Origin of the sequence: Kitasatospora sp. NPDC058048 (assembly GCF_042885555.1) — a bacterium.
Classification (GTDB): Bacteria; Actinomycetota; Actinomycetes; order Streptomycetales; family Streptomycetaceae; genus Kitasatospora; species Kitasatospora lactacystinica.
The window spans coordinates 64,216-89,637 of record NZ_JBHVRT010000038.1 but is presented as its reverse complement, the minus strand read 5'-3'; the positions used below and the strand labels follow the sequence as shown (position 1 = coordinate 89,637).

Below are 25,422 nucleotides of genomic sequence, written 5' to 3'. Positions count from 1 at the left end.
CGCCCGCCTACAGCCAGCCCTTCTCGCGGGCGATCCGCACCGCCTCGGTACGGTTGCGGGCCTCGGTCTTCTGGATCGCCATCGACAGGTAGTTGCGCACCGTCCCCTCGGACAGGTGCAGCCGCCGGGCGATGTCCGCGTTCACCGCGCCGTCGGCGGCCGCGCCCAGCACGTCCCGCTCGCGCGGGGTCAGCGGGTTGGCTCCCTCCGCCAGCGCGGCGGCGGCCAGCACCGGGTCGATCACCCGCTCGCCGCGCAGCACCCGGCGGATCGCCTCCGCCAGCTCGGCGGCCGGCGCGTCCTTCACCAGGAAGGCGTCCGCGCCCGACTCCATCGCCCGGCGCAGGTAGCCGGGCCGGCCGAAGGTCGTCGCGATGACCACCTTCGTCCCGGGCGCCCGGCCGCGCAGCTCGGCGGCCGCCTCGATGCCCGTCATCCCCGGCATCTCGATGTCCAGCACGGCGACCTGCACGTCGTTCGCGAGCACCGCCGCCACCACCTCGTCCCCGCGGCCGACCTGCGCGACGACGTCGATGTCCCCCTCCAGCCCGAGCAGCGCGGCCAGCGCCTCCCGGACCATCCCCTGGTCCTCGGCGAGCAGCACGCGGATCGAGGCCCCGTTGTCAGTGTCGTTCATGGCCACGACCTTAGGGCGTGTCCGGCGACGGCGACGGGCTTGTGTCTCCGGTAAGGGGAGGGTCCAGAGTGAGGTCCATGGACGGCAGCGACATGCTCTACTCGATCGGCGAGCTCGCCCGGCGCACCGGACTCACCGTCAAGGCCATCCGGTTCTACGCCGACACCGGCCTGGTGCCGCCCACCGGCCGCACCGCGGCCGGCTACCGGCGGTACGACGTCCACGCGCTCGCCCGGCTGGACCTCGTCCGCACCCTGCGCGAACTCGGGCTCGACCTGCCCGCGATCCGCCGGGTGCTGGAGCGGGAGGCCCCGCTACGGGAGGTCGCCGCCGCGCACGCCGAGGCGCTGGAGGTGCAGATCCGCACCCTCCGGCTGCGCCGGGCGGTGCTGCTCGCCGTCGCCCAACGCGGTTCCACACCCGAGGAGATGAGACTCATGCACAAGCTCGCCGCGCTCTCCGACGCCGAACGCCGGCGTCTGATCCACGACTTCGTCGACGAGGTCTTCGGCGGTCTGGACGCCAACCCGGAGTTCGTCGCCATGATGCGCTCGGCCATGCCCGAACTGCCCGACGAGCCAAGGGCGGAGCAGGTCGAGGCCTGGGTGGAACTGGGCGAACTCGTCCAGGACCCGGACTTCCGCGCGGCGGTGCGCCGGATGGCCGAGCACCAGGCCGCCGAGCGCGCCGACGGGGACCGCACCGGCCTGCACGTCGAGCTCACCGGGACGGTGACCTCCCTGGTCCGGACCGCGCTGGCGGCCGGCGTCGCCCCCGCCTCCCCCGAGGCCGACCCCGTCGTCGCCGCCCTCGCCGCCGCCTACGCCGAGGCCTTCGGCCGCCCGGACGACACCGCGCTGCGGCGGTGGCTGCTAGACCGCCTCGGGACGGCCGACGACCCCCGGGCCGAGCGCTACTGGCAGCTGATGGCGACCGTCAACGGCTGGCCGGTGCCGGAGAACCTGCGGGACGTATTCGAGTGGTTCACCGAGGCCCTCCGGGCCAGACTGTCGGAATGATCACCCTGGAACCGCTGTGCCCCGACCACGCCGAGGAACTGCTCGGCTTCGAACGCGCCAACCGCGCCCACTTCGCCCGCAGCATCCCGGACCGCGGTGACGACTACTTCACCGGGTTCGCGGACCGCCACGCCGCCCTCCTCGCCGAACAGGCCGCGGGCACCTGCCGATTCCACGTCGTCCGCGACGCGGCCGGCGAGCTGGTCGGCCGCGTCAACCTCGTCGACCTCGCCGACGGCGGCGCCGAGATCGGCTACCGGGTGGCCGAGTCCGCCGCCGGCCGCGGCGTCGCCACCGCCGCCGTCGCCGAGGCGTGCCGGCTCGCCGCCACCGGGTACGGACTGCGCTTCCTCACCGCCGTCACCACCCGCGACAACCCCGCCTCGCAGACCGTCCTCGCCCGGAACGGCTTCGCGTTCCGGCACGAGTTCCTCCTCGGCGACCGCCCCGCCCTCGCCTACCGCCGCGACCTGGCCGACCTCGGCTGAGGCATGCCGGCGGGCGTCGAGGAGGGCCCGCACGGCGTCGCCGTCCGTGCCGGGGACGGTGTGCGGGTCGAAGCCGAGCACGAGAACGGTGGGCATGTCCGAAAGGACGCTCACCCCGGCCGCCCGGGTTCCCCGCGCAGGAAGCGGGCCGCGTCGGCGAGGGTGAGCTTGGGATCGCTCCAGGAGCAGACCTCCAGCCAGGAGAGCCGGCCGTCCTCGGCGAAGAGCAGGATCTCGCCGTCGGAGCCGATCGCCGCCTCGGCCACCACGTCCGAACGGGCGCCGTCCGCGACGCCGGCGAAGAGGGCCGTGCTGCAGCCGCACCGGCAGCGGGACTCCACGCGCAGGTGCGGGACCTGGGCGCGCAGGGGGTGGCCCTCCGGGAGGAGGACGTCGAGGACACGGGCGACATCGGTGGGAAGGAGAGTCATGGGCGTCTGCGCAATCGTGTGGTGAGGGCCGACAGTTCGTCGACCCGCAGGAGGCGGGCGAGCAGGAGGTAGCCGACGGCGAGGGTGGCGGCGGCCGGCGCCAGGCCGTACCGCGCGGTCCACCAGGCCGCGGTGGCGGCCGGGAGGGCGGCGAGCAGCAGCCTGGCGTGGTCGCCCAGGACCCGCACCGGGCCGAGGCGTCGCCGCAGCAGCAGGGAGGCGCCCAGGACGGTCAGCAGGAACGAGCCCCCGTAGCAGCCGGCCATCCCGGTGACGGCCCAGCGCAGCGGCAGCAGCCGGTGGCAGAGCACCGCCCCCAGGGCCGTGGCGGCGACCGGCAGCAGGTTGAGCAGGAAGGGCGTGCGGCTGTCGCCCAGCGCGTAGAAGGCGCGGGTCAGCGCGTACGAGGCCGAGTAGAGGACCAGGCCGGGCGCGAAGGCGGTCAGCATTCCGGCGATGGCCCGGACGTCGGCGGGGTCGGTGCTCCCGTGCCCGAAGGCGAGCGCGCACAGCTGCGGCGCGAGGACCGCGAGCCCGCAGGCCGCCGGGACGGTGACCACCGCGATGGTGCGCACGGTCCGGGCGAGCAGCGCCCGCACGGCCCGCGGGGAGCCGGCGGACGCGCTGAGCGCGGGTACCGCCGCCGTCACCAGCGACACCGTGACCACCCCGTGCGGCACGATCCACAGCAGGTACGCGCTGCTGTAGGCGGTGTACCCGACGCCCGGCAGCCCGGCCGCGGCGGCCTGCGCGCCGACCGAGGTCGACAGCCTGGTGACCACCCAGTAGCCCGCCTGGTCGGCGAGGACCAGCAGCAGCGTCCACCCGGCGGCGCGCAGCGGCTCGCCGAGTCCCGCCCGCCGCCAGTCCCAGCGCGGCCGCAGCCGCACCCCGGCCGCCCGCAGGCAGGGCAGCAGCACCAGGCCCTGGGCCACCACGCCGGCCGTCGTTCCCGCCCCGAGCACGGTCAGGTCCCGCTCGTCGAAGGAGCGGTGGCCGACGAAGGCGCCGAACACCCCGATCACCACCAGGTTGTTGAGCACCGGCGCCCACGCCATCGGCGCGAACCGCCGCCGGGCGTTGAGGAGTTGGCCGAGCACCGTGAACAGCCCGTAGAAGAACACCTGCGGCAGGCACAGGTACGCCAGCAGCACCGTCCGGTCCAACTGGGCACCGTCGTACGAGGTGTAGGCCCGCACCAGGTACGGCGCACCGGGCACCACGACCGCCGTCAGTACCAGCAGGGCGACCACCAGCACCGTCACCAGCCGGTCGGTGTGCGCCGCCCCGCCGTCCGCCGACTCCTCGGCGGCGCGCACCAGATGGGGCACCAGCGCGGTGTTCAGCGCACCGCCGATCAGCAGCACGAACAGGATGTTGGGCACCGTGTTGGCCACGTTGTACCCGTCCGCGAGCAGCCCCGAGCCGAGGACCGCCACCAGCAGCGCCGAGCGGACGAAGCCGGTGGCCCGGGAGACCACCGTCCCGGCCGCCATCACCAGGCCGGGCGGGAGCGCACGGCGCGGCCTGCGGTGCCGGACGGGCACCGCGGGGCCTTCCAGAACACTCATCCGCCGGTCCCTCCCGGTCCGAGCAGCGCCGACCCGGACGGATCGGCGAACCCGGCGAGAGCATGCTCCGGTTCCCCTGAAGCGAGGCTGAGAAAGCTGAAGGCGACTTAAGGAACGGATCCGGCGCCGATGGCATCCTGATCCGCATGGAGATTCTGGTGGTGGAGGACGACGCCCAGGTCGCGGCGGCCGTACGGCGCGGCCTGGAGGCGGAGGGCTACACCGTCGACCTCGCCCCCGACGGTCTCACCGGCCTGCGGCTGGCCCAGCGGCACGCCTACCGGGCGATCGTGCTCGACATCATGCTGCCCGGCCTGAACGGCTACAAGGTGTGCGAGGCGCTGCGCGTCGGCGGCGTCACCACCCCGATCCTGATGCTGACCGCGAAGGACGGCGAGTACGACGAGGCCGAGGGCTTGGACACCGGCGCCGACGACTACCTCACCAAGCCGTTCTCCTACCTGGTCTTCCTGGCCCGGCTGCGCGCCCTGCTCCGCCGCAGCCAGACCCCGGGCCCGCTGCTGCGGGTCGGCGACCTCTGGCTGGACCCGGCGGGCCGCCGCTGCGGCCGGGGCGGCGCCGAGATCACCCTCACCGAGCGCGAGTTCGCCGTCCTGCGCTGCCTGGCCGAGCACCCCGGCGAGGTGCTCTCCAAGCGCCGGATCGTCGACGAGGTGTGGGACATCGCCTTCGACGGCGAGGAGTCCATCGTCGAGGTGTACGTCAGCATGCTGCGCCGCAAGGTGGACACCCCGTTCGGCGTCCGCTCGATCACCACGGTGCGCGGCGCCGGCTACCGACTGGAGACCGCACCGTGCTGAGCCGCCTCTCCACCCGCCTGCGCACCTCGCTGGCGGCCGGACTGACCGCGCTGCTGCTGCTCGGCGGCGGCGCCTGGTGGCTGCGCGGCCACCTGTACGACGCCCAGTTGGAGGCCGCCCAGGCGGAGGCCAAGTCGCAGTCCCACGATCTCAGCAACGGCTACAAGCTCGGCCAGCAGCTGGTGGACAACTGGAGGCTGCCGTACGTGGTGCTGGGCGGCGACGGCCAGGTGCTGTTCATGGGCGGCACGCTGACCACCCAGCACCTGGTCGGGCCCCCGCCCGCCTCCGTACCGCACCTGGCCCGGGACGACTGGCAGTCCGTCCAGCGGGTCACCGTCGGCCCCGCGGGCACGGCCGCGGCCAACCGCTACTCGGGACGCACCTTCACCGCGATGGGCAGCTGGAGCCCCCTGCTGCGCAAGGACGGCGACCAGACGAAGCCGATGGCCGGCCCGTTCACGGTGTACGTGCTGGTCACCCCGTTCGCCGCCGAGGCCTCGCTGCACACCATCGACCCGGTGCTGCAGCTGGGCGTGCCGGCCGCCGCGCTGCTGGTCGCGCTGGTGGCCTGGGCGGCGACCAGCCGGGCGCTGCGCCCGGTGGAGGCGATCCGCGCCGGGCTGGCCGAGATCGGCGAGCACCGGCTGGACCGCCGCGTCCCGGTGCCGCGCGCCGGCGACGAGCTCACCCGGATGGCCCGGACCACCAACGCCACCCTGGACCGGCTGGAGCGCTCCGCCGTGCAGCAGCAGCGCTTCGTCGCGGACGCCTCGCACGAGCTGCGCAGCCCGATCGCCGCGCTGCGCACCAATCTGGAGGTGTCGCTGGCGCACCCCGAGCGCACCGACTGGCCGGCCACCACCCGGGAGGCGCTCACCTCGGTCGAGCGGCTCCAGCAGCTCACCGAGGACCTGCTGTTCCTGGCCCGGGACTCGCACCCGGCGTCGGCCGGCCGGCTCACCGACGTCGACCTGTCCGCCGTGCTGCGCGAACTCGCCGACCAGTACCGCCCGGTCGTCGGCGCCCGGCTCGCCCTGCGGGTGGACGCGCCCGAAGCGGTGCTGGTGCGCGGCAGCCGCATCCGGCTGCACCGGCTGGTGCGCAACCTGCTGGACAACGCCCAGCGGCACGCGGCCGCCGAGGTGGTGCTGTCCGTGCGGCACACCGTGCACGGCTGTGTCCTGGAGGTCCGGGACGACGGCCCGGGCGTGCCGCCGGAGGACCGCGAGCGGATCTTCGAGCCGTTCACCCGGCTCGACGAGGCCCGCAGCCGGGACGCCGGCGGCAGCGGCCTGGGCCTGGCCATCTCGGCGGACATCGCGACCCGGCACGGTGGAACCCTGCGGGTCGCCCACGCCCCGCACGGCGCCCGCTTCGTGCTGGAACTGCCGTCGGCCGGACGGGACTCCTAGGGTTCCGGGTGTGCCTGGGCCGTGGCCGCGGACACCGTCCGCAGCGGCACCGAGGCCCGCAGCCGAAAGCCCCTCCCCCGCTCCCCCGGCCCGGTCTCCAGCCGCCCGCCGACCAGGGCCAGCCGCTCCTCCAGCCCGGACAGGCCGTTGCCCGGCTGGGACTTGCCCGGCCCGCGCCCGTTGTCGGTGATCTCCAGGACGGCGTAGCGCTCGCCGCTCGCCTCCCAGCTCTCGTCAGCGGTCACCGTGCAGACGGTGGCGCCCTCGCCGTGCCGGACCACGTTGGTGACGGCCTCGCGCAGCGCCCAGGCCAGCGCCCCGGTCTCCTCGTCGGCCAGCGACGGCCAGGCGTCCACCAGCTCCGGCGCGGCCTCCAGCCGGACCTGCGCGGCGGCCAGCGCGGTACGGGCGGCGGCCAGTTCGACCGGCAGGGTCGGGCGACGGAAGCCGGTCACCGCCTCCCGGACGTCGATCAGCGACTGCCGGGCGACCTGCTCGATGTCGGCGACCTGCGCCCGCGCCGCCTCGTCCTTGCCTGCGTCCATGAACCGCCCGGCCAGCTCGCTCTTCAGGGTGATCAGCGACAGCGAGTGCCCGAGCAGGTCGTGCAGGTCGCGCGCCAGCCGCAGCCGCTCCTCGGAGGCCGCCAGGTGGGCGACCGCGGCCCGGGCCTCGCGCAGCTCCTTCATGGTGGCGACCAGCCGCTGCAGACCGGTCATCGCGACGCCGGAGAGGAAGGCGCCGAGCGCGAAGGTGGAGACGTTGCCGACGCCGGCCCCGATGCCCGTCCCGACGGCGGCGGTGAGCACGGCCATGGCGACCAGGGCGCGCAGCGCGTAGTGGGTCGGCACGATGATCGCGACGCACACCGAGGCGTAGATGAACAGCGTCAGGAACGCGGCTCCGAGGCCGACCGGGGCGGCGACGGCGAGCCCGACCATCGTCGTGACGATCACCAGGCAGGCCCGCGGCCGCATCCCGGCCTGTGAGCGGAAGACCACCAGCAGCACGTAGGCGACCACGAACCCGGCCAGGCAGCACCAGCCGAGCACCGTCCCGGCCGTGGTGTGGCCGCCGTTCAGCAGGTCGCCCGCCGGGTAGGCCAGGTAGAGCATCCACAGCATCATCCAGGCGACCTTGACCAGCAGCTGGCGCCTGCTCTCCACCGGGGAACCGGGCACGTTCATGAAGGACGCGCGCGCCACGCCCACCTCCGGCGGTTCGTCGGGGCGGTGGGCCTGGCGCGCGTCACTCATGTCGATCATCATGCCTGGCGGCTGTCGCGGCGGTACAGGGCCGCCGCGGCGGCGCCGAACACCACGAGGAAGGCGGCCAGCCCGGCGACCGCGCCGGTGTCCAGGGAGTGCCCGGGCCGGGTGAAGTCGGCCAGCTGGTTGTACAGGTACACCGGGTTGAAGCGGGCGAACCTCTCCAGCGAGCCGCTCACCGGGAACCAGGTGCCGCCGAGCAGGGCCATCGCCATGTAGGTGATCATCACGATCGGCTGCACCGCGTCCGGTGCCGCCGCGTACCCGAGCGCCACCCCGAGCGCGGCGAAGACGAAGCTGCCCAGCCAGAGCGCGGCCGCCAGCCCGAGCCACTGCGGCGCGCTCAGCGAGACGCCCTGGCTCGCGCCGACCGCGAAGACCACCAGGATCGCCGGCAGCGTGGTGACGGCGGTCGCCGCGATCTTGCCGACGGTGTACGCCCGGCCGGGCAGCGCGGTCAGCCGCAGCTGGCGCACCCAGCCGCTCTTGCGCTCCAGCGAGATCCGCTGCGCGCTGCCGGTCAGCACCGCGCCGACCGCGCCGAAGGTGGCCATCGAGACCATGAAGTAGGTCTTCACCGGCAGGCCACCGGCGAGCTGGGTGGAGCCGTAGGCGTTGATGAAGAAGAAGTACATCAGCGCCGGGTAGGCGACGGTGAAGAGCAGGTAGCGCCGGTTGCGGAGGGTCCGCAGGATCTCCAGCCGGATCAGGGTGGTCATCGCACGGTCTCCTTCTCGGTGCTCTCGCGGCCGGCGCCGTCCTCGCGGTCCAGCTCGCCGGTGATGGTCAGGAAGGCCTGCTCCAGGCCCACGCCGGCGACCTCCAGCCCGCGCGGGTACAGCCCCGCCCGGTAGATCCCGGCCACGGCGGCGTCGGCGTCCGCGGTCCGGATCCGTACCGTCCGCACCCCCGGGACCCTCGCGGTGACGTCCAGCGACTGCACGCCCGGCAGGGTGCGCAGCACGGACTCCTCGAACCCGCCGTCCGCGTCGTGGAGTTCGAAGGCGACCCGGCGGGCGCCGGCCCGCGCCTTGATCTCCGCCGAGCTGCCGTCGGCGATCAGCCGGCCCCGGTGCAGCACCAGGACGCGGTCGGCGATCGAGTCGGCCTCCTCCAGGTAGTGGGTGGCGAACAGCACCGTGCGCCCGGCGTCGGCCTGCGCGCGCATGCTCGCCCAGAACGACTGCCGCACGCTGACGTCCATGCCGGTGGTCGGCTCGTCCAGCACGATCAGGTCGTTGTCGCCGGCGATGGCCAGGGCGAAGCGGACCCGCTGCTCCTGGCCGCCGGACAGCTTGTCGACCCGCCGCTCCGCCAGCTCGGTGATCCCGGCGTCGGTCAGCACCTCCGTGACCGACCGGCCGCGCGGGTGCACGTCGCAGGCGAGCCGCACCAGCTCGCGCACCTTGACGTCGGTCATCAGCCCGCCGCTCTGCAGCATCGCGCCGACCCGGCCGGCCTCGATCGCCGCCCGCGGGGTGCCGCCGAACAGGGTCACGCTGCCCCGGTCGGGCTCGCGCAGGCCGAGCAGCAGGTCCAGGCTGGTGGACTTCCCGGCGCCGTTCGGTCCGAGCAGGGCGACGGTCTCTCCCGGCCTCAGCACGAGGTCGAGTCCGTCCACGGCGCGCACCCGCCCGTAGCTCTTGCCCACGCCGCGGAAGGCGGCCACCTCGGTACCCATCGCCCGGCTCCTGTCCTCTGATGGTGTCACGCCCGTGGTGTCACGGTCGGGTGCTGTTCGCACCTCCTCAGAGTCCCGCGCGGGCGGGTGGCGGCGGCAGTGTCCGCCGTCGTGCCTCCGGCATGACGGATGTCATGCCGGCGGCCGGTACCCCCGTCAGGGGCACCGGCCGCCGAAAGCGCTGGTCGGACGGGTGTCACATCCCCAGCGAGCGCTTCACGAAGTCGACCTGGAGCAGCAGCAGGTTCTCCGCGACCTCCTCCTGCGGGGTCATGTGGGTGACGCCGGACAGCGGCAGCACGGTGTGCGGGCGCCCGGCGGCGAGCAGCGCCGAGGACAGCCGCAGGGTGTGCGCGGCTACCACGTTGTCGTCCGCCAGCCCGTGGATGATCATCAGCGGGCGCTCCAGGCCCGCCGCGTACCCGCTCAGCGAGTTGGCGGCGTACACCTCGGGCCGCTCGGCCGGGTCGCCGAGGTAGCGCTCGGTGTAGTGGGTGTCGTACAGCTCCCAGTCGGTCACCGGCGCCCCGGCCACCGCCGCGTGGAAGACGTCCGGGCGGCGCAGCACGGCGAGCGCGGAGAGGTAGCCGCCGTACGACCAGCCGCGGACGGCGACCCGGTCGAGGTCCAGCGGGAACTCCCCGGCGAGCGCCCGCAGCGCCTCCACCTGGTCGTCCAGGGTGGCCCCGGCGAAGTCGAAGGCGATCGACTTCTCCCAGGCCGGCCCGCGCCCGGGCGTGCCGCGCCCGTCGGCGACGACCACCGCGAAGCCCTGGTCGGCGAACCACTGCGAGTTGAGGTGCGGGTTGTGCGCCTGGACGACGCGCTGGCCGTGCGGGCCGCCGTACGGGTCCATCAGGACGGGCAGCAGGCCGTCCCGCTCCCGGTCGTAGCCGGTGGGCAGGAAGACGGCGGCCGGGATGCGGCGCTCGCCGGCGAAGCGGAAGACCGGGCGGGCGGTGATGACCGGGGTCTCGGCGTACGAGGCGATGGTGGCGACGTCGTCGACCGCCAGGCCCTCGGGCAGGTCCCGGGCGACCTGGACCAGGGTGCCGGGCAGGTCCGGCTCGGCGGTGGCCCGGACGGTGATCCCGCCGCCGTGCACCGCGCTGGTGACGGAGGTGAACGGCCGCCCGTTGGCGGACTCCCAGCCCAGTCGCGTGCCGTCGTGGCTGATCCGGCCGACGCCGATCCAGCCCGGCTCGGGGTCGGTCTCCTCGGCGCCGCCGGCGGCGCCGAAGAACACCTCCCGCTCGGTGACCGCGACGACCGAGCGGACGTGCAGGTCGGCCCCGGTCACGGCGCGGTCGCCGATCACCAGCGCCCGCACGCCTCCCTCGTCGGAGATCCGGACCAGCTTGCCGTCCGGGGTCCAGGCCGGCGCGCCCGGGAACAGCTCCAGCCAGACGCCGTCCTTCTCCTCGTGCAGCACCTCGGTGGCGCCGGTGGCGGCGTCCAGGCCGAGGATCCGCTGGCCGCGCTGGTCGCGGGTCTGGACCAGGAGCAGCGGCACGCCGCCCTTCGACCAGTGCACCCGGCCCAGGTACGGGTAGGCCTCGCGGTCCCAGACCACCTCGGTGCGCCCGCCGTGCAGGTCGAGCAGCCAGAGCCCGACCTCGGCGTTGGCGCCGCCGGCCGCCGGGTAGGCGACCTCGGCGGGCTCGCGGTCCGGGTTCGCCGGGTCGGCGATCCACCAGCGGCGCACCGGGCTGTCGTCGGCGCGCTCGACCAGCAGCCGGTCGCCCGCCGGGGACCACCAGAAGCCGCGGTCGCGGTCCATCTCCTCCTGCGCGATGAACTCGGCCTGGCCCCAGGTGACGTTCGGGCCGTCCGGCTCGGCGAGCACCCGGTCGCCGCCGCCGTCGGTGCGGGTCAGCCGCAGCTCGCCGGCGGTGTTGGCGTACGCGACGTAGGCGCCGTCCGGGGACGGGCGCGGGTCCAGCAGCGGCCCCTCGGCGGGCAGTTCGGCGGTCGCGCCGGTGGCCAGGTCGGCGGTGAACAGGCGGCCGGAGAGGGCGAAGGCGGCCAGCTTCCCGGCCGCGTCCAGGGCGTAGCCGACGATGCCGGCCGAGCCCTCGCGGCTGCGCTCGCGGCGGGCCCGCTCGGCCGGCGAGAGGTCCTCCTCGCCGCCGCCGAGCAGCGCGGCCGGGTCGGCGGCGACCCGCTCCTCGCCGGTGGCGGTGTCGAGGGTCCAGAGCAGGTTGGCCCGGTCGCGGCCGGATCGCGAGCGGAGGAAGACGACCCGCGAGCCGTCCGGCGCGACGGAGAAGGAGCGGGGCGCGCCGACGGTGTAGCGCAGGGTCCGCGCGTACTGCCTCGGGAAGGTGTCGGCAGAGGTGTGGGAGGTCATGGCACCAGACCTTATGACGACGGACCACCACCCCCGGGCGTGCGCTGATCACTCGTTCGGAGCATCGTCGACAAGTACGCCCCAAAGAGGTCCAAACCGCCTCCGACCGGCCCACGCGCCCCTCGGATGCCACGATGCCCCGGCGCGCGCGGACTCACCGAGGGTAATGACACCCTCACTCATCGGGTATGACTTGTCGCGCGAGTGAACGCCCGGCCCCGTCCCGGACCGCGGTCACCCGCAGCCCCCAGTCCCGCACCGTCCCTCGCCGCTCTCCCCCGGGCGGCGTGCCCGAGAAGGGGTGTGAGCCGACATGGCCATGAACATCTCCGCCGCCGTGCTGATGCTGGTCATCGTGGTGATCCTGATCCGCCGGTCCGGCCTGAAGCTGGCGCACGCGATCGTCTGCGCGCTGCTGGGCTTCTACCTGGCGTCCAGCTCGATCGCCCCGTCGATCAGCCAGGTCACCAGCAACCTCGCCGGAATGATCAACGGCCTGAGGCTCTGACCCCGCCACCGCGGCCCGCGAGGGCCTGTCGTCGCACGCGCGCCCGCCCCGCCCGCCGTCCGGGCGGACGACGGGAGCGCGACGACAGGCCCTAGGCTTCCTCCCATGACCGCGACTACCGGCCGCCGCCTCCTCCTGGTGCACGCGCACCCCGACGACGAGTCGATCGGCAACGGCGCCACCATGGCCCGGTACGCCGCCGAGGGCGCCCGGGTCACGCTGGTGACCTGCACCCTCGGCGAGGGCGGCGAGGTGATCCCCGCGCGGCTGGCCCACCTGACGGCCGATCGGGACGACACCCTCGGCGCGCACCGGATCGGCGAGCTCACCGAGGCGATGCGCGCCCTCGGCGTGACCGACTTCCGCTTCCTCGGCGGCCCGGGGCGCTACCGCGACTCCGGGATGATGGGCGTGCCCGAGAACGACGTGCCCGGCTGCTTCTGGCGGGCGGACGTCGAGGAGGCGGCCGGCCACCTGGTCGCGGTGATCCGCGAGACGCGCCCGCAGGTGCTGGTCACGTACGACCCGGACGGCGGCTACGGGCACCCGGACCACATCCAGGCGCACCGGGTCGCGACGCGCGCCCACGAGCTGGCCGCCGACCCGGCGCACCGGCCGGAGCTCGGCCCGGCCTGGCGGATCGCCAAGGTGTACTGGAACCGGATGCCCCGCTCGGTGATCGAGGCCGGGCTCGCCGAGGCCGCCGCCAAGGCGTCCTTCCCGGGCGTGGCGCAGCCCTCCGACGTCCCCGGCGTGGTCGACGACGAGGTGGTCACCACCGTCCTGGACGGCGCGGCGTACGCGGGGCGCAAGGCCGCCGCGCTGACCGCCCACGCCACCCAGATCACCGTGGACGGCGCCTTCTTCGCGCTCTCCAACGACCTCGCCCAGCCGCTGTTCACCACCGAGTACTACCAATTGGTGCACGGCCAGGCCGGGCCGGGCGGGCCGGAGGACGACCTGTTCGCCGGCCTTCCGCTCGACGCCGCCCACGCCGAGGAGGGCACCCGATGAGCAAGTCCGACGCCACACCGCCGCGCCGCACGCTCGCCGCCGCCGTCCTCGGCACCCGCGAGGAGCGGCTGGCGGAGCCCCAGCCCCCGCGCGCCGCCCGGATCGGGGCCTACGTCCTGTTCTTCCTGCTGGGTGCCGCGGTGTCGGTCTGCGGATCCTTTGTGCAGGCCCTGTGGCCGCCGGTGGGGGTCCTGTTGGCGCTCGCCGCGACCGGCGCCACCTTCTACGCCGGCCTGCGGGTCACCGGCACCCGGCTCGGCGCGGGCGCGCCCGCGGCCGGCTGGTTCCTGGCGATGCTGCTGCTGATCGTGCCCCGGCCCGAGGGCGACAACGTGCTGTGGTCCAACGCCACCTCGCTGGCCTGGCTGTTCGCCGGGTCGGTGCTGGGCGTGATCTGCGCCACCCTGCCCACCCGCACCAGCTGGTTCCCCGGGGTGCCCGGCCCCCCGCGCTGACCCGGGTCGTGCACGGCGTACCGTACCGCGTACGACGAGCAGTCAGGAGCGTACGGCCTTACTCTCATACCGGAGGAACCGGACGTATCAGGATCTGTCCGAAGCCGTTCGCCGCTCAGTTCTTCCCAGTATGGTGGTCCCGCAGAACGCCGTACCCGACCGCCGCCCGCCCCAGCCAAGGCCCGGCGACCACGAACCGCGGTCGCGCCGCACGGCCCGCCCGCGAACCCGGAGCAGAGCAGCATTGAGCAGCCGCGAATCTGACAACGCCCACCCGACGCCCCGGCGCACGGGCCCGGACGCCTACCCGTCGGGCACACCGCCCTACGGCACGCCGGGGCTCCCCGGCGGCGACCGGGCCGACGCCGGACCGGGCACCGCGTCGGGCGGCGAGGACGACGGTCCGAAGACCGAGACCACCCTGACCACCCGGGTCCGGATCAACATCCCCGGCTCGCGTCCGATCCCGCCGGTCGTCGTCCGCAGCACCGTCAAGAACGAGGACGGCCCGGGCGATGACGCCCCGGCCGCCGCCGCCGAACCGGGCGGCCCGCGGCACCGCTCCGCGCCGACCTCGCCCGTCCTCGGTGTGATGGACGACGGCGGCCGCCAGGCCGCCCCGCCGAACCTGCCGCCGGAGTGGCAGATCCCGCCGATCCCGCCGGCGACCTCGGAGTCGGAGTCCACCGGCGCCTGGTTCCGTCCGCGCCAGAAGAAGGCCGCGACCGCCGAGTCCGCGCCGGCCGCGGCTCCGGCGACCGTTCCGGCCGGTGCCGTGGGCACCACGGAGGCCCCGGTCGCCCCTGGCGGCGCCGAGCCGCGCCCGCAGGGTGCCGGTCCGGCCGCGGGCCGGCCCGCCCGTGCCGACGGCGCCCGCAACGGCGCCCCGAACGGCCGGCCGGTGCCCTCCCAGGGCAAGCAGCCGAACCCGGCAGCCGCGCCCGCCGCGCCGTTCCACGCCGAGGCCCCGGTGGAGGAGCCCGGCGTGTACGAGGCCGCCGACCCGTTCGCGCCGGTCACCGACCCGTTCGGCACCTCCGTTCCCGACGCCGGCCCGCAGGGCCTGCCCCGGCGCAACGGCGGGCAGCAGAACCCCGGACAGCAGAACGGGCAGCAGAACGGGCAGCCGCAGAACCGTCAGCAGCGCAAGAACCGGCCGGGCGGGCCGCAGCAGCCCGGCCCGCAGAACGGCTTCCAGCCGAACGGCCACCAGGCGCCCGCGCCGCACCCGCAGGCCGGGCCGGTCACCGAGCCGAACCCGGAGGACACCTCCGTCGACGGCTTCGCGCCGATCCGCGACAACACCCCGCCGCCCGCCGCGATACCTGGGCTGCCCCGGAACGGCGCCCCGAACGGCGCCGACGGCCGTCCGCAGCCGGGCCTGTTCGCCTCGGCCCCGACCGGCACCGACCCGTTCGCCGCCCAGCGCCCGGCCGCCCCCGGCCACGGCCAGGAGGTCCCCGCCGCTCCGGCGGGCCCCGGCGCCCTCTTCCCGGGCGCGCCCGGCACCGCCGCGCAGCCCGGCGACCCGGAGGCCACCGCGGTCACCCCGCTGCCGGCCCCGGCCCCCGGCCCCCGGCCCGAGGGCTCCGAGGAGACCAGGAACGCCAAGGGCGGCAAGGGCGGCAAGGGCTCCAAGGCCGCCCCGGCCCCCGCTCCGGCCCCCGCCAAGGCGAAGGCCGAGCCCGCCGCCCCGGCCAGGGCCAAGCGCGGCGGGGCCGGCAAGAAGCTGGTCAAGCTGGGCGTCTACGGCGTCGTCGCGGTGCTGTTCCTCGGCGCCGCCGCGTACGGCACCGGCCTGATGCTCAACCAGTCCGACGTCCCCAAGGGCACCGTGGTGCTCGGCGCCGAGATCGGCGGCAGCAGCCGCGACCAGGCGATCCACCAGCTGGACGAGTCGGTCGGCAAGGCCGGCCAGCAGCCGCTCAAGCTGAAGATCGGCGACCAGGCCGTGGACCTCGACCCGGCGGTCGCCGGCCTGAGCTTCGACACCACCGCCACCGTGGACGGCCTGGCCCAGCACAGCTACAACCCGCTGGACGTCTTCAAGTCGCTCAAGGGCGGCACCAAGACCGTCGCCCCCGAGGTCAAGGTCGACAAGGCCAAGCTGAAGGCCGCTCTCGACACCCTCGCGGCCGGCTCCGGCCAGGGCCTCCAGGAGGGCTACGTCAAGTTCGGCGACGTCAACGGCGAGCCGATCGTCGTGCCCGGCCGGGCCGGCCAGGCGGTGGACTCGGCGAGCGCCCTGGACGTGATCGCGCAGGCCTACCGCGACCGCGCCGACGGCAAGCCCGAGCAGCCGATCGCCCTGGCCGTCACGGCCGCCCAGCCGAAGATCTCCACCCAGGCCCTCCAGGGTGCCGCCGACACCCTCGGCAAGCAGATCGCCGCGGGCAAGGTGCACGTCGTGGCCGGCGCCAAGTCCTGGGACTTCGGCCCGAAGACCGCCGCCAAGGCGCTCACCCTCGTTCCGGACGCCTCCGGCAAGATCGTGCCCAAGTGGGATCTCGACGCGCTCGCCGCCCAGCTGGGCACCGCGTTCGACAAGGTGAAGGTCAAGAAGAACGGCCAGGTCGCCGCGATCACCCCGCAGGACGTCGCGGACGGCATCACCTCGGTGCTCGACAAGACCGGCGACAAGGACCGCACCTTCAAGTTCGTGGTCTGACGCGGTCGGGGGCGGCGCGTCCGCGTCCGCCGCACCCGCACCGCACGAGGGGCGGGCCCGCATCCGGGCCCGCCCCTCGACAACACCCGTCCCGGTCAGCAAGATGTGACGCCACACCATCCGCCACATCCACCCCGGGGAGCACGCCGATGCGCCGCCGCCTCCAGCACCACGGGACGGCCCTGCTCGCCGGTCTCACCGCCCTCACCCTCTCGCTGGCCCTCTGCTCCTGCACCTCCGGTCAGGACGCCGCCGAGGCGCCGACGGCCGCCCTCGCGTCGCCCAAGCTCACCTCGGTCGACATCAACCCGCACGACCGGGCCCGGCTGCGCCAGGGCGGCACCCTGAACCTGGCGATCGCCCAGTTCTCCCGCCAGTGGTCGCCGATCCACACCGACGGCAGCGAGTCCTCGACCGTCATGGTCAGCAAGCCGCTGCTGCCGACCTTCTTCCGCTCGGACGCGGCCGGCACCCAGACCCCCAACCCGGCCTACCTGCAGGAGGCGCACGCCGAGCTCAGGGACGGCCGGCAGGTGGTCACCTGGACGCTCAACCCGAAGGCCCACTGGTCCGACGGCACCCCGATCACCTGGCGCGACATCGAGGCCAACTGGCGCGCCCTGAACGGGAAGGACCCGGCCTACAAGTCCTCCAGCAGCACCGGCTTCGAGCTGGTCTCCGCGGTGGAGCGCGGCAAGGACGACTTCCAGGCCGTGATGACCTTCGACCACCCGTTCTCCGAGTGGCAGTCGATGTTCAACAGCGCCGGCAACGCCCCGCTGCTGCCCGCCGGCCGGATCTCCACGCCGGAGCTGTTCAACTCCTCCTACCTGGACGCGTTCCCGGTCACCGCCGGCCCGTTCAAGGTCGAGCAGCTGGACCGCGCCGCCCAGACCGTCACCCTGGTCGCCGACCCCTCCTGGTGGGGCGACAAGCCGGTGCTGGACCGGATCGTCTTCCACGCGATGCTGCCCGACGCGATGCCCGCCGCCTTCGCCAAGGGACAGCTCGACCTCGTCAACATCGGCCCGGACGTGGCCGGCTACCAGGTGGTCAGGAACACCAAGGGCGCCGCGGTGCGCCGGGCCGGCGGACCGGACTTCCGCCAGCTCACCCTGAACGCCCGCACTCCCGCGCTCGGTGACGCGACCGTGCGCCAGGCCGTCTTCCAGGCGATCAACCGGGACGTGGTGATCCGCTCCGACCTCAGCGGCCTGGACTGGCCCGCCGTCCCGCTCAACAACCACCTGCTGGTCACCAACCAGAACGGCTACCGCGACAACTCCCTGGGCCTGGCCCGCTACGACCCCGCAGAGGCCGCCCGCAAGCTGGACGCGGCCGGGTGGAAGCTGGACGGCGACGTGCGGAGGAAGGACGGCCGCGAGCTGAACCTGCGGATGGTCGTCCCGGCCGGCGTCAACCCGGCCCAGGCCGAGGCCGCCAACGCCACCAGAATGCTCAAGGACGTCGGCATCAAGGTCACCACCGTGACCGCCCCCGCCAACGAGTTCTTCGACAAGTACGTCAACCGCAACGACTTCGACATCGCCGCCTACTCGCTGATCGGCACCCCCTTCCCGGCCAGCGGCAACCGCGCCAACTTCGTCCAGAGCGGCGGCACCAACCACGTCGGGGCGGGCAGCCCGGCGGTGGACGCCGCGCTCGACCGGGCGGCGGCCGCGGGCGACGCCGCCACCGCCACCGAGGCGATCAACCAGGCCGACGGGGAGCTCTGGAAGGTGGCCGGCGTCCTGCCGCTCTACCAGCGCCCGCAGCTGTACGGGGCCCGCGCCGACCTCGCCAACATCGGCGCGCAGGGCCTGTCCGACATCGTCTGGGAGAACGTCGGCTTCGCGAAGTAGCCGCCGGCCGGGCCGGGCGCGGCCTCAGCCGTGCAGCGTCTCGCGCCAGTAGTGGCAGGCGCTGCGGCGGCCCGCCAGCTCCGTCCCGTGCTCGCCGGTCACCGGTGTCAGCGCGGGGAGTTCGGTCCGGCAGCGGTCCTGGGCGCGCGGGCAGCGGGGGTTGAAGGCGCAGCCCTCCGGGGGGTTCAGCAGGCTCGGCGGCAGGCCCTTGATGGCGTGCAGGTTCCGGCCCTTCTGGTCGAGCCGGGGGATGGAGTCCAGCAGTCCCCGGGTGTACGGGTGCGCGGGCCGGGCGTACAGCTCGTGCACCGGGGCCGTCTCGACGATCCGGCCCGCGTACATCACCGCGATCTTGTCCGCGACGTCGGCGACCACGCCGAGGTCGTGGGTGATCAGGATCAATCCCATGTTGTACTCCGCCTGCAGCTCGGCCAGCAGGTCCATCACCTGCGCCTGCACCGTCACGTCCAGCGCGGTGGTCGGCTCGTCCGCGATGATCAGGTCCGGCTCCAGCGCCAGCGCCATCGCGATCATGATGCGCTGGCGCATACCGCCGGAGAACTGGTGCGGATAGTCGTTCACCCGCTGCCCGGCGGCCGGGATACGCACCCGGTCCATCAGCTCCACAGCCCGCTCCCGGGCCTCCTTGCGGGAGACCTTCCGGTGCGCCCGGAACATCTCCCCCAACTGGTAGCCGACGCTGAGCACCGGATTCAGCGCCGAGAGCGCGTCCTGGAAGATCATCGCGATGTGCCCGCCGCGGACGGACCGCCGGGCGTTGGCACCCATGGTCAGCAGGTCCTCGCCGCGGAACAGGATCCGCCCCGCGGTGATCCGCCCCGGCGGCATGTCCAGGATGCCCATGATCGCCTGCGCCGTCACCGACTTGCCCGAGCCGGACTCCCCCAGCACCGCCAGCGTCTCCCCCGCCGCGACGGAGTAGCTCACCCCGTTGACGGCCCTGGCGACGCCGTCCCGGGTACGGAACTCCACGTGCAGGTCGTCGACCTCCAGCAGCGGCGTCCCGGGTTCCGCGCTCCCCCGACCGCCGCCGATCAGCTCCACCGCGTCCATCAGAGCAGCCTCCCCGGCGCCGCGGCACCCACTGCTGGGCGCAGAGCAACTATCAAGGACCGGACCGCACTTGGCGAGCCTGCGGCAGATCTCTTTTCCGTCACGGGAAAGGGCGCGTCCCCGCCGGCGGGGACGCGCCCTGGTCATCGACCGGTCTCAGCCGGCGCCCTGCCCGGCCTCCCTCTCCGCCGCGAAGTGACACGCCGAGTCGTGCCGCGCCGCGCCGTCCAGCCAGGACGGCGCGGCCAGCAGCGGCTCCTCGGCCTCGCACCGCTGCTGCGCCTTCCAGCAGCGGGTGCGGAAGCGGCAGCCGGACGGCGGGTTGGCCGGCGAGGGCACGTCGCCGGTGAGCACGATCCGGTCCCGGATCTCCCGCGCCCTCGGGTCCGGCACCGGCACCGCGGAGAGCAGCGCCTGGGTGTACGGGTGGGTGGCGTGGTCGTAGATCTCCGCGTCGCTGCCGATCTCGACCATCTTCCCCAGGTACATCACGCCGACCCGGTCGGAGATGTGCCGGACGATGGAGAGGTCGTGCGCGATGAACATGTACGACAGGTTGAACTCGCCCTGCAGCTGCTCCAGCAGGTTGATCACCTGCGCCTGGACGGACACGTCCAGCGCCGAGACCGGCTCGTCGCAGATGATGATCTCCGGCTTGAGCGCGAGACCGCGGGCGATGCCGATGCGCTGGCGCTGACCGCCGGAGAACTGGTGCGGGTACCGGTTGATGTACTCCGGGTTGAGCCCGACCACGTCCAGCAGGTCCTGGACGGCCTTGCGGCGGTCGCCCCTGGGCGCCACCTCGGGGTGGATCTCGAACGGCTCACCGATGATGTCGCCGACCGTCATGCGCGGGTTGAGCGAGGTGTACGGGTCCTGGAACACCATCTGGATGTTCCGGCGGACGGCCTTCAGCCCGGCCCCGGAGAGCCGGGAGATCTCCTCCCCCTTGTAGCGGACCGATCCCGAGGTGGCCGGCTCCAGGTTCATCAGCACCTTGGCCAGCGTGGACTTGCCGCAGCCGGACTCGCCGACGATCCCGAGCGTCTCGCCCTGCATCAGGTCGAAGGTGACCCCGTCGACCGCTTTCACCGCGCCGACCTGCTTCTTGAACAGGACGCCCTTGGTGAGCGGGAAGTGCTTGACCAGGTCCCGGACTTCGAGGATCGGCCGGCCGCGCGGCACCTCCTGCTCGAAGGCGACCTCCTCCGGCATCGCCGCGCCCAGTGCGCTGGACCCGTTAACGGTCATGGAGGGTCTCCTTCCAGAAGAAGCAGGCACTGCCGCGCCCCTCCAGCGGCGTCCCGTCCTCCTCGCTCACCGGGAACAGCTCCGGCACCTCGGTCCGGCAGCGGTCCTGGGCACGCGGGCAGCGGGGGTTGAAGGCGCAGCCCTCGGGGATGCGCAGGAGGTTGGGCGGCAGGCCCTTGATCGCGTAGAGCTCCTGGCCCTTCTGGTCGAGCCGGGGGATGGAGTCCAGCAGTCCCCGGGTGTACGGGTGCGCGGGCCGGGCGTACAGCTCGTGCACCGGGGCCGTCTCGACGATCCGGCCCGCGTACATCACGGCGATCTTGTCCGCGACGTCCGCGACCACACCGAGGTCGTGGGTGATCAGGATCAATCCCATGTTGTACTCGGCCTGCAGCTCGGCCAGCAGGTCCATCACCTGCGCCTGCACCGTCACGTCCAGCGCGGTGGTCGGCTCGTCCGCGATGATCAGGTCCGGCTCCAGCGCCAGCGCCATCGCGATCATGATGCGCTGGCGCATACCGCCGGAGAACTGGTGCGGATAGTCGTTCACCCGCTGCCCGGCGGCCGGGATGCGCACCCGGTCCATCAGCTCCACGGCCCGGTCCCGGGCCTCCTTGCGGGAGACCTTCCGGTGCGCCCGGAACATCTCCCCCAGCTGGTAGCCGACGCTGAGCACCGGATTCAGCGCCGAGAGCGCGTCCTGGAAGATCATCGCGATCTTCTGGCCGCGGATCCGCCGCCGCTCCTCCTTGCTCATCCTGAGCATGTCCTGGCCCCGGTAGAGGATCTCGCCGCGCGGGATCCTGGCCGGCGGCATGTCCAGGATGCCCATGATCGCCTGCGCCGTCACCGACTTGCCCGAGCCGGACTCCCCCAGCACCGCCAGCGTCTCCCCCGCCGCGACGGAGTAGTTGACGCCGTTGACGGCCCTGGCGACGCCGTCCCGGGTGACGAACTCGACGTGCAGGTCCCGCACGTCGAGCAGCGGCCCCTGGTACGGCGCCTCCTGCTCGCGCCCGGTGGTGTCCACCGCTGTACTCACGATGCGCTCCCTCGCTCAGCGAAGCTTCGGATCGAGGGCGTCGCGGACCGCGTCGCCCATCATGATGAAGGCCAGCACGGTGATGGAGAGCGCCGCGGCCGGGAAGAACATCACGTACGGCGCGGTCCGGATCACCTTCTGGGCGGAGGAGATGTCGATGCCCCAGGAGATGGTCGGCTCCTGCAGGCCGATGCCGAGGAAGCTCAGCGTCGCCTCGGTCGCGATGTAGCCGCCGAGCGCGATGGTCGCCACCACGATCACCGGCGCGACCGCGTTCGGCAGGATGTGCCGGAGCATCAGCCGTCCGGTCCCGGCCCCGAGGGCCCGGCCCGCCGTCACGAAGTCGGACTGCTTGACGGTCAGCACCGCGCCGCGCATGACGCGGGCGATCTGGGTCCAGCCGAGGACGGCCAGGGCGACCACCACGGTCCACACCGTGCGGACGGTGAACGCGTTCAGCAGCACCAGGGCGCCGAGCAGCAGCGGGATCCCGAAGAAGATGTCGACGATCCGGGAGACCACCGCGTCGACGACCCCGCCGTAGTACCCGGCGACCATGCCGGTCAGCCCGCCGAGCAGGGTGACCGCGGCGGTCACGAAGATGCCGACGGTGATCGAGGCCCGGGCGCCGTAGACCACCCGGGCGTAGATGGACCGGCCCTGGGCGTCGTAGCCGAACCAGCCGGCGCCGAAGAAGTCCGTCCAGTCCGGCCGCCGGAGGTAGTCGTGCACCAGGTCGGCCCTGCGCGGGTTGGCGTCGGTGAAGGCCCAGGGGAAGATCGCGACGAGCACCAGCAGCACGATCAGCACGACCGAGAGCAGGAAGATCGGCCGTCGGCGCAGGTCCCGCCAGGCGTCGCCCCAGAGACTGCGGGCCTCCTCCCGCTTCTCCACGTCGGATTCGACCAGGGTCTCCTGCTCAACCGCCATGCCCTGCTCCCCCGCGTAGTCGAGACGGGAGACACCAGGCTTGGGGTGCGGTTCGTAGGAGTCCTCGTCGTGGATGTCAGACATAGCGGATCCTCGGGTCCAGGACCGCGTAGAGCAGGTCGACGAGCAGGCTGGCGACCAGATAGATGATCACCAGGACGGTCACGATGCCGACCACGGTCGGGCCTTCCTTCTGGTTGATCGCCCGGTACAGGACGTTGCCGATGCCCTGCACGTTGAAGATGCCCTCGGTGACGATCGCCCCGCCCATCAGCGCGCCGAGGTCGGTGCCGAGGAAGGTGACCACCGGGATGAGCGAGTTGCGCAGCAGGTGGCGGGAGATGATGGTCCGCCGGGGCAGGCCCTTCGCGGTCGCGGTCCGGATGTAGTCGGCCCGCAGGTTCTCGCCGATGGAGGTCCGCGTGAGCCGGGCGACGAACGCGAGCGAGAGCGAGCCGAGGACGACCGCCGGCAGGATCAGCTGGGAGAGGTCGTAGCTGTCCTGCACCGTCGGCGTGACCCAGCCCAGGTTGGTGGCGAACACGGTCTGCGCGATGTAGGCCAGCACGAAGACCGGGATCGAGATCACCACCAGGGTCAGGATGAGCACCAGGGTGTCCGCGACGCTGCCGCGCTTCAGCCCGGAGAGCACGCCGAGGGCGAGGCCCACGATCATCTCGAAGAGAAAGGCCATCAGCGCCAGCCGGATGGTGACCGGGAAGGCGTCCGCCATGATGTCGGAGACCGGGCGGCCGGTGAAGCTGGTTCCGAAGTCCCCCTGGAAGAGGTTCCCCATGTAGTGCAGGTACTGCTTCCAGAGCGGCTGGTCCAGGTAGTACGTGTGCTTGATGCTCGCGACCACCGACGGGTCCGCGGCCTTCTCGCCGAACAGCGCGACCACCGGGTCGCCCGGCAGCGTGTAGACCATCACGAAGATCAGCAGCGTGGTGCCGAAGAACACCGGGATCATCTGCAGCACCCGCCGCAGCACGTAACTGCCCATCCGAGCCTCCTTCCTGTGTGGCCGACCGGGCCGGGCCGGTCGGCCGGGAGACCGCGCCCCGCCCTCCGTGCGGGGAGGGCGGGGCCGGTGCGCGGGGATCAGGGTCCGGGGACCAGGGCCCGGGGATCAGCCCTTGACCTCGACCTGCGTCCAGGCCGGGTTGCCGAAGGAGTCGAACTTCACGTTCTGCACCTTGGTCGAGTAGCCCGAGTTGGTGCGGTAGTACCAGAGCGGGACGGCCGGCATGCCGCTCTGCAGCACCGCCTCGGCCTGCTGGTAGCCGGTCACCGTGTCGGCGACGCTGGCGGCCTCGTCGGCCTGGGTCGCCGCCTGGTCGAACTGCGGGCTGCTGTACCCGGTGTCGTTGGACGCGGCACCGGTGCGGTACACGTCGGCCAGGAAGTTGGCGTTCAGCGGGTAGTCCTGCACCCAGCCGGTGCGGAAGGCGCCGTTGAGCTGGTGCGCGGTGATGGCCTGGCGGGCGGTCTTGAAGTCGGGCTTCGGGTCGCCGAGGCAGTCGACGCCGGTGTTCTGCCGGATCGAGTTGCAGACCGCGTCGACCCACTCCTTGTGGCCGCCGTCCGCGTTGTAGGTGATCAGCACCTTGTTGCCGGGGACGCCGCCGCCCTGCTGGATCAGCTGCTTGGCCTTGGCGGGGTCGAAGTTGCAGAAGTCCCCGCAGGTGCCGGCCTTGTAGCCCTGGACGCCCTCCGCCACCCAGGCGCTGGCCGGCGCGCGGGAGCCCTGCAGCACCGTCTTGGTGATGGTCGCGCGGTCGATCGCCATCGACAGGCCCTGGCGCACCTGGGCCTTCTCCGGGGCGGCCCAGTCGGCCTGGTAGAGGGTGAAGCCGATGTTCTGGATGGCGCCCTGCGGCGCGTCCACCGCGCGGTCGCCGAGGTCGCTCTTGTACGTGGCCAGCGCGGACGGCGGCACCTGGTCCATCACGTCCAGGTTGTTGGACTGGAGGTCGGCGTAGGCGGCCTCGGACGTGGTGTACATCTTGAAGACGACGCCGCCGTTCTTCGGCTTGTCCACGCCCTGGTAGTCCGGGAAGTTCTTGGTGACCACCTGGCTGTTGTGCGCCCAGCTGACGAACTGGTACGGGCCGTTGCCCACCGGCTTCTGCCCGTACCCGGCCGGGTCCTTGAAGAAGCCCTCGGGCAGCGGCGAGAAGGCGATGTAGCCGAGCTTGTACTCGAAGTACGAGACCTTGTGGTTCAGCTTGACGGTGAAGTGCAGGTCGTCGGTGACGGTCAGTCCGGACATCTTGTCCGCGGTCGGCTGGCCGGAGGCCGGGTGGACGTCCTGGTAGCCCTCGATGTCGGAGAACCAGGAGCTGTTGATCTGGTTGTTGGCGGGGTTGGCGCCCCAGTTCCAGGCGTCGACGAAGTTCTGGGCGTGCACCGGGGTGCCGTCGTGGAACTTCCAGCCGTCCTTCAGGGTGACGGTGAAGGTCAGCGAGTCACTGGTGTCGATCGTGTCGGCGACCTGCATCCGGATCTTGGCGTTGGTGGGGTCGTAGTCGACCAGCCCCTTGAAGAGGTTCTGGATGATGCGACCTCCGCCGACCTCGTTCGCGTTGGCGGGCTGCAAAGGGTTCTGCGGCTCGTTGCTCTGGTAGCTGAAGGTCTTGCTGGCGTCCGACGAGCCGCTGCCTCCTCCGCCGTTGCTGCCACTGCACCCGGTGGCCACCAGGACCACGGACGTCGCAACGGCGAGGACCCAACGAGCACGGGCGGCTTCGGGCATGGAGGTCCCTCCTCAGGGTGTGTGTCGCATCACACCCCATGAGAAGCGCGCCCCGGCGACGGCGCGAGTCAGGTGCACCCGGACGGGTGCCGTGACCCCCTGCCGAGTTGACGCGGCGCCGGATCGCCGCAGCACCGGCTCCACGCGGTGCCCGATCGCCGCGGCGCCGGGTCCACAGATGC

Annotated in this window: 22 protein-coding genes; 9 read left to right on the top strand and 13 right to left on the bottom strand. The window is 73.1% G+C overall.

The window, feature by feature from the left end; translation table 11 throughout:
- Positions 1–7 precede the first annotated feature (7 nt).
- Entirely contained in the window at positions 8–637 is a 630-nt protein-coding gene (locus tag ACFVVA_RS31965; protein WP_387694240.1) for a response regulator, read from the bottom strand.
- Between the two features lie 77 nt (positions 638–714).
- Between ACFVVA_RS31965 and ACFVVA_RS31960 the strand changes: the two genes are divergently transcribed.
- Positions 715–1,656 (top strand): MerR family transcriptional regulator, encoded by a 942-nt coding sequence (locus ACFVVA_RS31960; RefSeq protein ID WP_387694239.1) that lies wholly within the window; start codon positions 715–717, stop codon positions 1,654–1,656.
- Positions 1,653–2,144, top strand: coding sequence for a GNAT family N-acetyltransferase (locus ACFVVA_RS31955; protein ID WP_387694238.1), 492 nt, complete (start codon positions 1,653–1,655; stop codon positions 2,142–2,144). The genes ACFVVA_RS31960 and ACFVVA_RS31955 overlap by 4 nt, the downstream gene beginning before the upstream one ends.
- A 110-nt stretch (positions 2,145–2,254) precedes the next feature.
- Here ACFVVA_RS31955 and ACFVVA_RS31950 read toward each other — a convergent pair whose 3' ends face one another.
- Complete coding sequence (locus ACFVVA_RS31950; protein ID WP_387694237.1) at positions 2,255–2,575, bottom strand: hypothetical protein; 321 nt, start codon at positions 2,573–2,575, stop codon at positions 2,255–2,257.
- Positions 2,572–4,146, bottom strand: coding sequence for a murein biosynthesis integral membrane protein MurJ (gene murJ, locus ACFVVA_RS31945; RefSeq protein WP_387694236.1), 1,575 nt, complete (start codon positions 4,144–4,146; stop codon positions 2,572–2,574). The genes ACFVVA_RS31950 and murJ overlap by 4 nt, the downstream gene beginning before the upstream one ends.
- 146 nt (positions 4,147–4,292) lie before the next feature.
- Here murJ and ACFVVA_RS31940 point away from each other — a divergent pair, with 146 nt between their 5' ends.
- On the top strand, positions 4,293–4,967 hold the full coding sequence (locus tag ACFVVA_RS31940) for a response regulator (protein ID WP_387694235.1): 675 nt from the start codon (positions 4,293–4,295) through the stop codon (positions 4,965–4,967).
- The gene (locus tag ACFVVA_RS31935; RefSeq protein WP_387694234.1) at positions 4,961–6,382 is read left to right on the top strand and encodes a sensor histidine kinase; all 1,422 of its coding nucleotides are present in this window, start codon (positions 4,961–4,963) and stop codon (positions 6,380–6,382) included. Before ACFVVA_RS31940 ends, ACFVVA_RS31935 begins: the two co-directional genes overlap by 7 nt.
- Here the strand turns inward: ACFVVA_RS31935 and ACFVVA_RS31930 are convergent.
- The 4 genes from ACFVVA_RS31930 to ACFVVA_RS31915 all read right to left on the bottom strand — a co-directional run bounded on the left by ACFVVA_RS31930 (position 6,379) and on the right by ACFVVA_RS31915 (position 11,681).
- On the bottom strand, positions 6,379–7,638 hold the full coding sequence (locus tag ACFVVA_RS31930) for a sensor histidine kinase (protein ID WP_387694233.1): 1,260 nt from the start codon (positions 7,636–7,638) through the stop codon (positions 6,379–6,381). The genes ACFVVA_RS31935 and ACFVVA_RS31930 overlap by 4 nt on opposite strands.
- A gap of 8 nt (positions 7,639–7,646) precedes the next feature.
- Positions 7,647–8,369 (bottom strand): ABC transporter permease, encoded by a 723-nt coding sequence (locus tag ACFVVA_RS31925; protein WP_387694232.1) that lies wholly within the window; start codon positions 8,367–8,369, stop codon positions 7,647–7,649.
- Positions 8,366–9,331, bottom strand: coding sequence for an ABC transporter ATP-binding protein (locus tag ACFVVA_RS31920; RefSeq protein ID WP_387694231.1), 966 nt, complete (start codon positions 9,329–9,331; stop codon positions 8,366–8,368). Before ACFVVA_RS31920 ends, ACFVVA_RS31925 begins: the two co-directional genes overlap by 4 nt.
- 196 nt (positions 9,332–9,527) lie before the next feature.
- Positions 9,528–11,681: a prolyl oligopeptidase family serine peptidase gene (locus ACFVVA_RS31915; RefSeq protein ID WP_387694230.1), complete on the bottom strand. Its 2,154-nt coding sequence runs from the start codon at positions 11,679–11,681 to the stop codon at positions 9,528–9,530.
- Between the two features lie 313 nt (positions 11,682–11,994).
- Between ACFVVA_RS31915 and ACFVVA_RS31910 the strand changes: the two genes are divergently transcribed.
- The 5 genes from ACFVVA_RS31910 (at position 11,995) to ACFVVA_RS31890 (ending at position 18,188) form a co-directional block, all read left to right on the top strand.
- Positions 11,995–12,189: a DUF2304 family protein gene (locus ACFVVA_RS31910; RefSeq protein ID WP_049658010.1), complete on the top strand. Its 195-nt coding sequence runs from the start codon at positions 11,995–11,997 to the stop codon at positions 12,187–12,189.
- A gap of 105 nt (positions 12,190–12,294) precedes the next feature.
- A complete protein-coding gene (mshB, locus tag ACFVVA_RS31905; RefSeq protein WP_387694229.1) occupies positions 12,295–13,203 on the top strand; it encodes an N-acetyl-1-D-myo-inositol-2-amino-2-deoxy-alpha-D-glucopyranoside deacetylase in 909 nt (302 codons plus the stop codon).
- On the top strand, positions 13,200–13,658 hold the full coding sequence (locus ACFVVA_RS31900; RefSeq protein ID WP_387694228.1) for a DUF6113 family protein: 459 nt from the start codon (positions 13,200–13,202) through the stop codon (positions 13,656–13,658). Before mshB ends, ACFVVA_RS31900 begins: the two co-directional genes overlap by 4 nt.
- Before the next feature lie 244 nt (positions 13,659–13,902).
- Positions 13,903–16,326, top strand: a complete 2,424-nt coding sequence (locus ACFVVA_RS31895) for a hypothetical protein (protein WP_387694227.1) — start codon at positions 13,903–13,905, stop codon at positions 16,324–16,326.
- A 149-nt stretch (positions 16,327–16,475) separates the two neighbouring features.
- Complete coding sequence (locus ACFVVA_RS31890; RefSeq protein WP_387694226.1) at positions 16,476–18,188, top strand: ABC transporter family substrate-binding protein; 1,713 nt, start codon at positions 16,476–16,478, stop codon at positions 18,186–18,188.
- Positions 18,189–18,212: 24 nt separating this feature from the next.
- Here the strand turns inward: ACFVVA_RS31890 and ACFVVA_RS31885 are convergent, their stop codons facing one another.
- From ACFVVA_RS31885 to ACFVVA_RS31860, 6 genes are all read right to left on the bottom strand, one after another.
- Entirely contained in the window at positions 18,213–19,262 is a 1,050-nt protein-coding gene (locus tag ACFVVA_RS31885) for an ABC transporter ATP-binding protein (RefSeq protein ID WP_387694225.1), read from the bottom strand.
- 156 nt (positions 19,263–19,418) lie between these two features.
- Positions 19,419–20,477 (bottom strand): ABC transporter ATP-binding protein, encoded by a 1,059-nt coding sequence (locus tag ACFVVA_RS31880; protein WP_387694252.1) that lies wholly within the window; start codon positions 20,475–20,477, stop codon positions 19,419–19,421.
- A 25-nt stretch (positions 20,478–20,502) separates the two neighbouring features.
- Complete coding sequence (locus ACFVVA_RS31875; RefSeq protein WP_387694224.1) at positions 20,503–21,555, bottom strand: ABC transporter ATP-binding protein; 1,053 nt, start codon at positions 21,553–21,555, stop codon at positions 20,503–20,505.
- A gap of 15 nt (positions 21,556–21,570) precedes the next feature.
- On the bottom strand, positions 21,571–22,485 hold the full coding sequence (locus tag ACFVVA_RS31870; RefSeq protein ID WP_359899595.1) for an ABC transporter permease: 915 nt from the start codon (positions 22,483–22,485) through the stop codon (positions 21,571–21,573).
- Positions 22,486–22,561: 76 nt separating this feature from the next.
- On the bottom strand, positions 22,562–23,488 hold the full coding sequence (locus ACFVVA_RS31865) for an ABC transporter permease (protein WP_387694223.1): 927 nt from the start codon (positions 23,486–23,488) through the stop codon (positions 22,562–22,564).
- A gap of 126 nt (positions 23,489–23,614) precedes the next feature.
- Positions 23,615–25,240 (bottom strand): ABC transporter substrate-binding protein, encoded by a 1,626-nt coding sequence (locus tag ACFVVA_RS31860; protein WP_387694222.1) that lies wholly within the window; start codon positions 25,238–25,240, stop codon positions 23,615–23,617.
- Positions 25,241–25,422: the final 182 nt, after the last annotated feature.